Origin of the sequence: Ligilactobacillus faecis (assembly GCF_029889745.1) — a bacterium.
Classification (GTDB): domain Bacteria; phylum Bacillota; class Bacilli; order Lactobacillales; family Lactobacillaceae; genus Ligilactobacillus; species Ligilactobacillus faecis.
Genome location: NZ_CP123639.1, coordinates 2,276,029 through 2,289,396 on the forward strand (window position 1 = coordinate 2,276,029; position 13,368 = coordinate 2,289,396).

Consider the following 13,368-nt stretch of genomic DNA (forward strand, 5'->3'; position numbering starts at 1 on the left):
TATTTCACCTATTTTAACGCATCAACTGCCAAAACATGACTGCCATGATCGTCTTACTATCACAGATCAAACCTGACTGCATTGCTTTTAACGCTTCAGCTTGCGTTAATTCGACTTTTTCTAGAAATTCATCTTCGTCTTGGGGCAGTTCTTCTTTGACTGGTGTCAGACCACTAGCATGATAAAGATAGATCTTTTCATCTGCAAAACCAGGTGAAGTGTAAAATGGCATGATCAACTCAAGCTTTTCTGCTTGATAGCGTGCTTCTTCATTTAATTCACGCATCGCAGTCTCGAGCGGACTATTTTGTTCATTTGGTTCGATCTTACCAGCTGGGATCTCTAACGTAACTTGACCAAGTGGGGCGCGCCACTGCTTGATAAAAACCATCTTATCAGCTGGTGTGATCGCGATCACACCTACAGCACCATGATGTCGCACGATCTCACGATATGATGTTTTACCATTTGGCAACTGGACTGTTTCGCGATCAAGATCGATCACTGTCCCATCAAAAAGATGTTCAACTGCGGTAACTTTTTCTTCAAATTCCATTACACTCGCCCTTTCAAGCAAAATTTAACAGTTTAATTATAACATATCTCATTTTCGGTCCAAACGACAACAAGTTGTACTTGGAGCCTATCTCAGATCCAAATACAACTTGCTGGTTAATTATTATTTTTCAAGACCTTCGCTAACTGCTTCAGGGAAGTTAGTTGCAACGATCTGGGCACAAGAAGCACAAAGTTCAGGGAAGCGTTCGTCACTGCCAACATCTAAAGTGATGCGACGACAACGTGGACAAACATCACCTTCTGCATGTTTGACAACGACTTTGACTGCACCATAATCATCTGCGTCGGCAGGCGCTTCTTCTAACGGTAAAACATCAAGTTCAGAAACGATCAAAGCTTGGCGGATATCAGCATCTAAACTGTCAAGTTCGGCTTTGACACCTTCAGAAACATATAAGAAGACATGCGCTTCAAATGATTTACCGATCAATTTAGCATTCCGTGCTTCTTCTAAACTCTTCAAAACGTGCGAACGTAATTTCATGAAACGCGTCCAGTTTTGTGTGATCTGATCTTCATGATCAAAATGTTCGACTGCTGGCATCTCTGCTAGTTGGACATAATCTTCTGGTTCTTTTAAGAAGTTCCAAACTTCTTCAGTCGTATGTGGCATAACTGGCGTCATCAATTTAGCTAGACGCACGACTGTATCATAAAGAACTGTTTGCATCGAACGACGTTTCTTAGCGTCTTTTGCTTCCACGTAAACAACATCTTTAGCAACTGCCAAGTAGAAAGCAGAAAGATCGGTCGTGACAAAATTGATCAATTTCTTGTAGATGTCCATGAAATTATAATTAGCGTAGTCATCTAAGATCTCTTTTGTGAATTTATTGACTGCGATCTGCATATATTGATCGATCGCTTCAAGTTCTTCAAATGCGACCTTATCCTTAGCTGGCTCAAAATCACTTGTATTTGCCAATAAGAAGCGCACCGTATTCCGCACTTTACGGTAGCTTTCTGAGATCTGGGCAAAGCTTTCCATCGAAACACGCACATCAGCTGAAGTATCAACACTTAAGACCCAAAGACGAATGATCTCGGCCCCCATCTTCTTGATAACTTCTTCGGGAACGATCGTATTTCCAAGTGATTTACTCATCTTACGCCCTTCACCGTCAAGCGTGAAACCTTGAGAGACGATCTGCTTATATGGTGCATGACCAGAAACGGCCACGCTTGTGATCAAACTCGAGTTGAACCAACCACGGTATTGGTCAGACCCTTCCAAGTATAGATCAGCAGGATAAGTCAAATAATCACGCTCTGCACAAACACCTTGATGTGAAGTACCTGAGTCAAACCAAACATCCATGATATCTGTTTCTTTAGTAAATTCGCCGTTTGGTGAATGCTCATTTGTATAACCTTCTGGTAAAAGATCTTTAGCATCTAACTTGAACCAAATATTAGAGCCATGTTTTTCGACTAATTGTGCGACATGTTCGATCGTTTCTTTTTCCATGATCGCTGTACCATCTTCCGCATAGAAGATCGGAAGCGGTACGCCCCAAACACGTTGCCGTGAGATGACCCAATCGCCACGATCGCGGATCATGTTATACAAGCGTTTTTGACCCCATTCAGGTAAGAAGTCGACTTCATTGATCGCATCTAAAATATTATTACGGATCTTATCAACTGAAGCAAACCATTGTGGTGTTGCTCGGAAGATGATCGGTTTCTTTGTCCGCCAGTCAAAAGGATAGCTATGTTCGTATTCCATCGACTTCAATAAAAGACCAGCTTTTTCAAGTTTTTGTAAAGCTACTTCATTAGCATCTTCATAAAAGACACCATCAAATTCAGGGCCACACTCAGCTGTCAAGTGACCAGTATCATTTACCGGCGCAAAGATCTCTAAGCCGTATTTCATCCCCATCTTGTAGTCATCATCACCATAACCAGGAGCAGTGTGGACTAAGCCAGTACCAGAATCAGTTGTGACGAAATCACCTAACATCACAAGCAATTCCCGATCATCATAGAATGGGTGCTTAGCTGTGATATATTCAAGTTCTTGTCCTTTAACGACTTTGAGCGTCTTAACGTTTTCCCAACCAAACAACTCAGCATTTTTTTGCACTAAGTCGGCTGCCATCACAAATTTACGTGTTTCACCTTCTGGTTGAACTACAGCATAGTCAAAGGAGGCATCGATCGTGATCCCTTCAGAGGCTGGGATCGTCCATGGTGTAGTCGTCCAAACGACCATGTAAGTATCTTCATCTAAAACCCCTTTACCATCTAAAACTTGTTCAGCATAGAAAGCAGATGGTGAAGTTACATCATGGTATTCAACTTCAGCTTCAGCTAAAGCAGATTCAGATGACCAAGACCAGTAAACAGGACGCTTTCCTTTGTAGATCAAGCCTTTTTCAGCCATCTTGCCAAAGACGCGGATCTGTTGCGCTTCATATTCAGGTGCAAGTGTCAAATATGGGTCGTCCCACTCACCAGCGACACCTAAACGTTTGAAATCTTTTCGTTGTTTATCGACTTGTTCTAAAGCATATTCGCGACATTTTTCTCTAAAATCAGCCACAGAAAGTGCTTTACGGTCGACCCCAGCCTTTTTTAATTGTTGTTCGATCGGAAGACCATGAGTATCCCAACCTGGAACATAAGGAGCCCGAAAGCCCATCATTGATTTAGCACGTACGATGATATCTTTTGAGATCTTGTTCATTGCGTGTCCCATATGAATATTTCCGTTTGCATATGGCGGTCCATCATGTAAGACAAAAGAAGGTTTGCCTTCGTTTAATTTTTGGCGTCGTTCATAAACTTTATTTTCTTCCCATTCTGTTTGACGCTCTAATTCGCGTACAGGTAAATTCCCACGCATCGGAAATTTAGTTTTACCTAAATTTAAAGTATCTTTGATTCTCATAAAAATACCTGCCGTGGAGTGGTGAACACAGCTTGCCCTTCCTTATTTTTTTGAATAAAAAAGATCTCATCCCTACAAGGGACGAGATCTCGCGGTACCACCCAATTTAAGAATTTTACTAAAATTCCACTCTATGATCGGCTAACACTGATCAAGCGGACAAAGCTACTAAAGTTCACCTTGCCAAAAAAGAGATGATAAGAACAACTTCAGTGGGTGACCGATCTTTGCACCAATCCCATCGGCTCGCTGACACCATGTAAGTTTATCTCTTGTTCTCTTATAATTTTTAATCGACCTTAAACACTAGGCGTTTTCCGAACTGTCTTCAGCAAACTGACGCCCGCTAGTAGAGTTGGATTCTGGGAAGATCACAACTGTTTCCTTTTCCTCTTCAACTGTTGCAGTGTCATCTACGCCTTGTTCAGGTACATAAACGTCTGTTGTTTCGTCTTTATCATTTGAAAATGATTTTACTTCTTTTGCCTCGGCTTTGTCAAGGGTATCATCATGACGAATTGCTTCTTGGATCGCTTCATAACTAGTTGTTTCTCCTTGACGTAAAATATCATCCCATTCACTGCCTTTGACAACTTCAAGCTGTGATTCTAACATCACTTGGAGCTTTTGTCTAAAAATGCGCGCTTGCTTTCTTAGATCATCCGTTTCCAAAGCTAAGCGCTTGGATTTCTTTGAAGCCTCATCGATGATATGCCGTGATTTTTCATTTGCTTGATCAATGATATCTTGACCTTGCTTTTGAGCTTCACGATTGATGATCTCAGCTTCACGTTGTGAATTAGCCTTAACTTTATCGGCAGCTTCTTGGGCAACAATGATCGATTGATTCAACGAATCTTTCAAATCATTGAAATATTTGAGTTTTTCTTGACTTTGGCGTAAGCTCTCAGTCAAATGCTCATTTTCTTTTAAGACCAACTCATAGTCTTTGATGATCTGATCTAAAAAATCATTGACTTCATCTTGATCATAGCCACGTAATTTTGTATGAAACTCTTTATTATGAATATCCAAAGGGGTCAATGCCATCCCCAACACCTCCAAATTTTGTAAAAATCATTTTCTGATAACTGAAACTTCACAGCGAAGCTTATCCCGTTTTGATCGGCCTAAGACTTGCTCGAATCTGATCCGCCCATAACCGCGGACTGAAATAATATCTTTTGAACCTACCTCAAGATCCGAGCGCTCAAGGGTAAGCCAATTTAAACTGATCTTCTTAGCGTTGATCATATCTTTGACACGCTGGCGTGAAAGTCCATAGACTGCTTTGACGATCACATCAATACGTAAAGAACTACACGAGATAACTAATTTTTCCCAAGCGGGTATAACTTCTGTCAACTGGGTCAACTCTTTAGGTCGCAATGACACATGAACTTTACCGATCTGGTCGACTTGTTGGACCAAATATTCACTGATATTTTTTTGGACGATAACTTGCCAAGAAAATTCATCTGTAATGATATCCCCTAAAACATCCCGTTCTAGGCCTACATTTGCCAGTGTCCCTAAGACTTTACCGTGGCTCAAAGTCACAAACTTGGTCGGATAATCGATCTCCAATAATTGTAGTTCAAAATCAGCTAGCGTTGGTTCATAATAAGCTGGATAAAACAAAAGACGTTTCCGTTCTGCACCAGCAAAACCTCCATGGACACTCATCTTGACTGGACCCTCAGCTTGTAACAAAAAGCGCGCAATATACTGCTGTCTTGGATCTAAAAAATGTGTCAACACTGGCCGATATTCATCTTGAGCTTGTCTGATCAGATCCAACAATTGATCGATCAGTGGCCGTTCTTCTTTACGAAAATGTTGATATATCTGCTCACTCACCTATCTGTTGCTATATTAAATGTGAAAGTATGCATCCAAATATAATAATTTGATCACACTGAGAAAGAAATATAGATTCCCCTTCTAAAGGCTATTCTTTGACCACGATCACCTATCTACATTTTACCTTTCTCATAGGCGATCTGCGACACATTTTCGCTCTTTGATCACAGTGTTAAAAACCAAGGCCTAAAAGAGCCAAAAGCGCAAACACACCACGTTCAACAAACTGCAAAACGATCAAAGCTACTAATGGAGCAAAACTGATCCCTGCGATCGGCGGGATAAAGTCAAATAACCTTAAATATGGCTGACATATTTTGATCAATAATTGCCCAAGTTTTGTGTTATATGCTCCTGGAAACCACGAAAGTAAACAGTAAGCAACGATCAAAAATGAATAAATATTGAATAAATCACTAATTATCGTTAATAGTCCCACTTAATACTACCTCTATTTATAATTATAGTCGTTATCCCGCATTGTATCGGTCAAACTTCCCTCAACTTCAAAATCTTGTGGTGTACACAAGAAGATCTGTTCACCGATCCGTTTGATCTCACCATCGACTGCAAAAACGACTCCTGAAAGAAAATCAACAACACGGTGGGCTTGCGCATCGTCCATCCGTTGAAAATTGACTACAGCTGCCTGACCTTCAAGTAACCGTGAAGCGATCGCACGTACATCAGAAAAGATCCGTGGTTCGAAAAGCATGATCTTTTTTTCTAATGGGCGTTTATTATTATGCAATTCCATCACATTTGGTTGCTCTTTTAGATCATTATCTGGTCGTGGTGGTTCTGTATAATTATTAGGTTCCGAGCGATCATCTTCAATTCTTTCTTCTTCATCATCGATATTAAAAAAACTACCAAGTCTACTTGAAAATGACATATTCGTTCCCCCTTATTTTAGTGACGGCGCCGTGAGAAAAATGGTGGGTTACTTAGATCATCATCATTGTTATTTTGTTCGTTTGATGAGTTAGATCCAAAAACGTTGAAGTCTGTTTTTTCAACATTTTGGAATTCTGTTTCACGTTGTTGAGTTGATTTTCGTGCCCCATTCATCTCACGTGAAAGATCCCAATCTCCTAGTGGATCATTATTGGTCGGCTGTGTTTTTGGTTGTTCTTTGCTCGTTTGTTCGTTAGTAAAAGGCCGTTTTATATTATGTGGTTTGAATCCACTATTTACTTCTTTTTTCTTTTTATCGATCCCCGTTGCGATAACGGTAACGATCACGCTATCTTGTAATGATTCATTGATCGAAGTTCCGAAAATGATGTTGACATCGCTTGTCGCTGCTTGAGAAACGATATCAGAAGCCGCTTGTGCTTCAAATAAACTTAGATCTGGACCACCTGTAATATTCAAAAGAACTTGTTCAGCACCATCGATCGAAACTTCAAGCAATGGTGAAGAGATCGCTTTTTTAGTTGCTTCTTCAGTCCGATTTTCACCGTTAGCAGAACCGATCCCCATCAAGGCAGAACCTTGATTTTGCATCACAGTTTTAACATCCGCAAAGTCTAAGTTAACGTATCCTGGAGAAGTGATCAGATCTGAAATACCTTGCACACCTTGACGTAAAACATTATCTGCTTCTTGGAAAGCTTGTAACATCGGGGTCTTTTTATCGACGATCTCAAGTAAGCGGTTATTAGCAATAATAACTAGCGTATCTACGTGTTCTTTCATCTTGGCTACACCTTCAGCTGCAAAACGTGCCCGCTTTGGTCCTTCAAAACTGAATGGACGCGTCACGACCCCAACTGTCAAAGCCCCTTGCTCTCTAGCGATCTTAGCAATGATCGGAGCTGCACCAGTCCCAGTGCCTCCTCCCATTCCAGCAGTAACAAAGATCATATCCGCCCCTTCAAGTGCGGCTGCGATCGCTTCTTCACTCTCTTGAGCTGCTTTACTTCCGATCTCTGGATTTGCACCTGCACCAAGACCACGTGTCAACTTAGGCCCTAATTGGATCTTTGTTTCAGCATTAGAGTTTTTAAGTGCTTGCACATCAGTGTTAGCTACGATAAACTCCACACCTTTAACGTCATCTGCGATCATTCGATTGACCGCATTTCCGCCTGCACCACCGACACCGATCACTTTGATCGTAGCCCCATGTTGCATTTGGTCATCAAATGAAAATTCCATACTATCCATACTACTTTCCTCCATCTCCTATTACCTTTAATCGATATCAAAGAATTTTTCAAATAAACGTGAAAAACGTCTTTTCGATGGTTGTTTCTCAGTTTCTTTATCTTTTTTTTCGTTAGAGCGTGTTTCTTTTTCTTCGCCAGCTTCTTCTTTTTCAACTGGGCGCATATTTTTTTCAACGTTTCTTTGCTCAATGATCACATCTTGACCATCCAATGTTCGACGAACGATCTGTTCGACTTCATTTTCTTTGGTAACGTACTCGACGATCCCGATAACTTGTGCAAAAGATGGGATCCGGAGATTCATCTCTTGAGGGATAAAGATCTTGACATTGACTTCAAAGATCCTTTGAGCAAGTTCTCTGACACCAGGTAAGGCAGCTAATCCTCCCGTCAAGATGATCCCGCCTGGAAGTTGTAACGCGTTGATCTGGGTCAAAGCATCTTTTAATTTGCCAAAGATCTGTTCTAAACGAGCTTCGATGATCTGAGCTAAATATTCTTCAGTCACAAGTTCTGGTTCTTGTTGACCAACAACGTTGACTGGAAAAGTTTCTTCTCCTAAGGCTAGATTCACATCAGCGTAACCGTAATTGCGCTTCAAGATCTCCGCATTTTCGATCGAAGTATTCAAAACGACCGAAATATCGCGCGTTACGTAATCGCCACCTTCTTGATCGACATAAGTATACTTTAACTGGTGGTCGTGAACAACGGCAGCTGTCGTTTGGCCACCGCCAAGATCGATCAAGATCGCACCAAAATCTTTTTCACCATCTGTTAAGGCGCTTTGCGATAACGCTAAAGGTGCTACGATCATATCACGAACTTTAAGCCCAGCACGTTCGATACATTTACGTGTATTATGTAAGATCGTTTTTGGACCTGTATACATCACGCCCTGCATCTCTAAACGGACGCCGACCATCCCTCGTGGGTCTTTTATCCCGTCAAAACCGTCAACAATAAATTCATCTGGAACAATATCGATCACATCACGTTCAGGCGGTAAATTTTGGACCAAAGCGGCTTCCGTTACACGTTGTACATCAACGTCACTGATCTCCTTTGAATTTCCATCTTCGTTGCCGATCGCGATCATCCCTTTACAGCGCTCGATCTGTAACATATTTGCTGGCACACCGACACTTACTTCAGAGATCTGGATATTTGCTTTTTCTTCAGCTTGTTTGACTGCTTCTTTGATCGCACGTACGACTTGGTCGATATCAACGATCACACCACGGTTCAAACCAGCTGAACGCGTGTTTCCGTAGCCAATTATGTTGATTTGGTCTTTGAGATACTCAGCTATTATGACTTTGATCGAAGTCGTACCGATGTCTAGGCCAACATAGATACTAGAGTTTCCCATCAATTTGCCTCCCTTATGATTTTAATAATGTTCTCATCTCATAATATTTGAATTCAATAGGTTAATTCTACCATAAAAAGATAACTATTGGCTACTTGTCAACCCCTACAAATAAAAATTTTAGTACTACGCTTTTTAGCCTTTTTTAATTCTTATTTGTTAGGATATGAAAATGCCCCCACTTCAAGATCAACTGTCCCTTTTTGCTCCATTTTTGTAGCAATAGTTGGATAATATTTCATCTTCTTATTTAGAGTTGTCAGATCAGCGATCACTTCGTTACCATCATTCATATAAAGTCTGACCTTATTTGGGTTGACTTTTGATGGTTCATAGTGGACTTCTGAGACTGCATGCTGTAATTTACTTGAAAGTTCACTGATCTCGACCACAGCTTGTTTAAGTTTTTGTTCATTTTTAAAATTATAAAAAACTGGACAACTCTCAGTCACAGTACTTTCCCCAACTGTCAAAGGTACTCCGTTTGTCCCTAAACGATAGTACTTACCGTTACGGTAAATATATCCTACCGTCTTATATTCTTTGACGTCGATCACAACATTATTGACTTTATCATAACGAAGTGTCGCCTCTTTAGCTAATCCAACTTGGTCAACGATTTTTTGCTCGATCCGATCTGCATTGAACCAAACGATCAGAAGCGATTCATAGTAATGTAGACCACTAGCTTTGATGACTGCCGTCCGCAATTCACGGTCATTTGACATGACTTTAACAGATCTGACCCGACTGATCGGCAAGATCGAACAAAGCGTTAAAAGCGTTGCAAGAGAAAAGAAGACCAACGGAAAGATCGCCTGCTTGAACACGGCTTTTTTACGTTGTTCAGTCAATTTTTTTAACTTACCATTGAACAGATCGTATTGTCGGCGATTATCGAAAGCTTTTTTTTGGCGTTTAGTTTGACTTTCAAGCCACGGTTGTAATTTTTTGTTTACAGGTCGGACTTTTTTCTTTTTCCAAGGTTTGATCTTACTTTCCCCTTTCTAGTTATTTTTGCGCGATCAATTCATCGATCACTTGTAAAAGACGATCAGAAGCGTCTGGTACACCTGCAGCTTTAGCATTTTTAGCCATCTGAACTTGTTTATTTTCATCATTCATGATCAGATGGATCTTGGCAAAAAGCGTCTTTTCATCAAGTTCACTTTCACGCAACATCAAAGCAGCATCTTTTTTGACTAAACTCTGAGCATTTTTGGTTTGATGATCATGTGTCACATATGGACTTGGGATCAATAACGATGGGATCCCTAAAGCAGTGATCTCAGCTAAACTTGTTGCTCCAGCACGCCCAACGATCATCGTGATCTCAGGCAACAAAGCTGGCATATCAGCAATATATGGCTCGATCACAACGTTTTGGGGGAGTTTTTTACCCTTTAATCGCGCCATGATATCATCAAAATGCACTCGTCCAGTTACAAATAAAACTTGATAAGGTTGATCTTTAAAACTATCGAGCGCTGCTAAACTTGCTTGATTGATCCCAAGTGCTCCCCGTGAACCGCCAAAGATCAAAACAGTCTTTTTATTGGGATCAAGTCCATACTCTTTTAGACGATCACTTGGACGCATATTTGCGACTTGTTGCGCCCGCGGATTTCCAGTAAAAACAACTTTCTTAGTCGGGAATTCTTTTTTGACATCTTCAAAGCAGATCCCGATCTTATCGACATAATGGCTCAAAAACTTATTTGTTACTCCAGCTACACTATTTTGCTCATGGATGATCGTTTTGACCTTTAACTTAGCCGCAGCGTAAACGACTGCGCCACAAACATAGCCCCCAGTTCCGATCACGATATCTGGTTTAAATTCTTTAATGATCTGCTTTGAATCATGCACGCTTTTTAAAAATAAGTAGATCGTCTTAAAGTTCTCAGGTGATAAAGAGCGTTTAAAACCTTGGATCTCGATCGTTTTAAATGGGATCCCAGCGTTAGGGACGATCTTACTCTCTAGTCCCTTAGTCGTTCCAACGTATAAAAATTCGGCATCAGGACGCTTTTTTTTGATCTCATCGATCAACGCTAAAGCGGGATAGATATGACCACCTGTCCCCCCGCCAGATACTAATACTCTCATTTTGCAGTTTCCTCTTTTTCTAATTTTTCCACGGCAGCAATAAAGGCGTCACCACGGTCTTCAAAAGTCTTCCATTGATCCCAACTTGCACAAGCAGGTGATAAAAGGATCGTTTCATGTGGGCGACTGAGAGCATATGCTTTTGGAACAGCAGCCACAGCATCTTCAGCATAGACGATCGTTTCGACCCCAGCTTCTTTAGCAGCTTGTGCGATCAAGTCTTTCGTCTCGCCAAAAACAACGAGCCCACGAACATGTTCTTTAAAATATGGGATCAAACGTTCAAACGTAAAGCCACGGTCTAGACCACCAGCTAGTAAAATAACAGGTTCTTTGAAGCCTGCCAAAGCTTTTTCAGTTGCTTCCATATTTGTTGCTTTTGAATCATTATAGAATTTACGCTCTTTGAACATCGTAACGTATTGTGTTCTATGTCTTACCCCAGAAAAATGGTGCAACACCTCAACGATCGCTTCGTTTGAGACGCCTTCGAGTTTAGCAACTGCGATCGCTGCAAGTGCATTTTCGATATTATGTGTCCCAGGAACTTTGATCTCTTCAGCAGGCATGATCGCCTCGTCTTTAAAGTACAAGATCCCATTTTCTTCATAGGCACCTTCTTTGGTAAATCCTTGTCGCGAAAACGGCACGACTTTAGCCAAAGTTTGTTGGCTCAAAGCTCGCCATTCTTCATTATCAAAGTTCACGACAAAATAATCAGCAGCAGTTTGATTCTTGATGAGCTGCATTTTAGCTACAACGTAATTTTCCCGCGAACCGTGATAATCTGTATGTGCTTCGTAGATATTTGTCAAAACAGCGATCTTTGGGTGGAGTTCTGTGATCCCAAGTAGTTGAAAACTGGAAAGTTCCATCACTAAAGTATCATCACTCGTTGCTTTTTTAGCTACTTGTGTGGCAGGGATCCCGATATTGCCACAAGCATAAGCCTTTTTCTGCGCTTGTTCTAACATCAAAGCGATCAGAGTCGTTGTCGTCGTCTTACCGTTTGTCCCAGTAACACCGATCGTTTGGCCTTCATTGATCTCAAATGCAAGCTCTGGTTCAGTAATGATCAAAAGCCCGGCTTCTTTAGCGGCTGCGATCAAAGGATTCGTGTAGGGGATCCCTGGATTTTTAACGACTAGATCCGTTCCTTTGAGCAATGCTAAAGGATGTGAACCAAAAACTGTTTTGATCTGCGCTTGAGCTAAGTTTTCAAGTATTTCCTGATCTTTAGGTGTGTTTTTATCATTGATCGTTACATTAGCACCTAATTCTCGTAATAAATAAGCGGCATTTAAGCCACTTTTTCCTAAACCGACAACTAAAACATTTTTACCTGTATATTTTGTCACTTTTTTCATATCAAAGACTTCCTTTGAAAAATTAAATTATTGCATAGACTGCAATGATCGCTGCAACTAGACCGATCGCCCAAAAAGTTAGATCGATCCGCCATTCGCTCCAGCCACACATTTCAAAATGATGGTGGATCGGACTCATCTTAAAGATCCTTTTTCCCGTTAACTTAAAAGAAGCAACTTGTAAAATAACACTAGCTGTTTCACATACAAAAATGATCCCGATCAATAATAAAGACAATTCGTGATGTAATAAGATCGAAACAGCTGCTAAAGCTCCCCCTAAAGCTAACGATCCCATGTCCCCCATAAAGATCTTCGCTGGTTTATGGTTAAATCCTAAAAAGGCGATCAATGCCCCGATCACAGCTAAACAAAAGATCAAAACATCATTTTGCCTTTGATGATAAGCGATGATCGCATACGCGCCAAAAGCAATGATCGCTTGTCCAGCGACCAAACCATCCAGGCCATCAGTCAAATTAACTGCATTTGAAAATCCGACTAACCAGAAAAGAACAAATAAGACATAAACGAGACCTAAAGAGACTTCATGGCCAAAAAACGACAATGAAAATGGAAGTCCTTCATGCCAATACACAAGTAAAAAGATCACGCCACCAATGATCTGTCCTAATAATTTTTGCCAAGGTTTCAAGCCTTCATTTTGCTTTTTCAAAAGCTTGATCGAATCATCGAAGAAACCTAAAAAGCCATATAAAACAAGGATGAAATCTAAAACTAAGATCTTTGGACCAAGTTCACCTAACCAAAATGGGACCCAAATCCCTGTAACTAAGATCGCTAAATCAAAGACTAAGCCTCCCATCGTTGGGGTACCTGATTTAGCTTGGTGCCACTTAGGCCCCTCTTCGCGGATCATCTGTCCTTGCTTTTTTTTATGCGCATAATTGATGAAGACTGGTGTGAACAGTGCAGTTAAAACTAAACTGCTCAAAACCGGGATCATCATTTGAAAAATAGTCATTATTATTTTTCCTTCCTCTTTTT

Annotated in this window: 12 protein-coding genes; all 12 read right to left on the reverse strand. The window is 40.8% G+C overall.

Annotation, left to right across the window (positions count from 1 at the left end; all coding sequences use genetic code 11):
- Positions 1-13: 13 nt before the first annotated feature.
- Positions 14-556, reverse strand: coding sequence for an NUDIX hydrolase (locus QFX10_RS10405; protein WP_280606149.1), 543 nt, complete (start codon positions 554-556; stop codon positions 14-16).
- 123 nt (positions 557-679) lie between these two features.
- Positions 680-3,475, reverse strand: coding sequence for an isoleucine--tRNA ligase (gene ileS / locus QFX10_RS10410; RefSeq protein ID WP_280606150.1), 2,796 nt, complete (start codon positions 3,473-3,475; stop codon positions 680-682).
- A gap of 306 nt (positions 3,476-3,781) precedes the next feature.
- The gene (locus tag QFX10_RS10415) at positions 3,782-4,525 is read right to left on the reverse strand and encodes a DivIVA domain-containing protein (protein ID WP_280606151.1); all 744 of its coding nucleotides are present in this window, start codon (positions 4,523-4,525) and stop codon (positions 3,782-3,784) included.
- 27 nt (positions 4,526-4,552) lie between these two features.
- Positions 4,553-5,335 (reverse strand): YlmH family RNA-binding protein, encoded by a 783-nt coding sequence (locus QFX10_RS10420; RefSeq protein WP_280606152.1) that lies wholly within the window; start codon positions 5,333-5,335, stop codon positions 4,553-4,555.
- A gap of 175 nt (positions 5,336-5,510) precedes the next feature.
- The gene (locus tag QFX10_RS10425) at positions 5,511-5,777 is read right to left on the reverse strand and encodes a YggT family protein (RefSeq protein WP_280606153.1); all 267 of its coding nucleotides are present in this window, start codon (positions 5,775-5,777) and stop codon (positions 5,511-5,513) included.
- Positions 5,778-5,789: 12 nt separating this feature from the next.
- On the reverse strand, positions 5,790-6,233 hold the full coding sequence (locus tag QFX10_RS10430) for a cell division protein SepF (RefSeq protein ID WP_280606154.1): 444 nt from the start codon (positions 6,231-6,233) through the stop codon (positions 5,790-5,792).
- 17 nt (positions 6,234-6,250) lie between these two features.
- Positions 6,251-7,501, reverse strand: a complete 1,251-nt coding sequence (gene ftsZ, locus QFX10_RS10435; protein WP_280607283.1) for a cell division protein FtsZ — start codon at positions 7,499-7,501, stop codon at positions 6,251-6,253.
- A 36-nt stretch (positions 7,502-7,537) separates the two neighbouring features.
- On the reverse strand, positions 7,538-8,884 hold the full coding sequence (gene ftsA, locus QFX10_RS10440; RefSeq protein ID WP_280606155.1) for a cell division protein FtsA: 1,347 nt from the start codon (positions 8,882-8,884) through the stop codon (positions 7,538-7,540).
- Between the two features lie 152 nt (positions 8,885-9,036).
- Positions 9,037-9,738: a cell division protein FtsQ/DivIB gene (locus tag QFX10_RS10445; protein WP_280606156.1), complete on the reverse strand. Its 702-nt coding sequence runs from the start codon at positions 9,736-9,738 to the stop codon at positions 9,037-9,039.
- A gap of 157 nt (positions 9,739-9,895) precedes the next feature.
- Entirely contained in the window at positions 9,896-10,993 is a 1,098-nt protein-coding gene (gene murG / locus QFX10_RS10450; protein ID WP_280606157.1) for an undecaprenyldiphospho-muramoylpentapeptide beta-N-acetylglucosaminyltransferase, read from the reverse strand.
- Complete coding sequence (murD, locus tag QFX10_RS10455) at positions 10,990-12,360, reverse strand: UDP-N-acetylmuramoyl-L-alanine--D-glutamate ligase (RefSeq protein WP_280606158.1); 1,371 nt, start codon at positions 12,358-12,360, stop codon at positions 10,990-10,992. Before murD ends, murG begins: the two co-directional genes overlap by 4 nt.
- Positions 12,361-12,382: 22 nt before the next feature.
- On the reverse strand, positions 12,383-13,345 hold the full coding sequence (gene mraY, locus QFX10_RS10460; RefSeq protein ID WP_280606159.1) for a phospho-N-acetylmuramoyl-pentapeptide-transferase: 963 nt from the start codon (positions 13,343-13,345) through the stop codon (positions 12,383-12,385).
- Positions 13,346-13,368 lie beyond the last annotated feature (23 nt).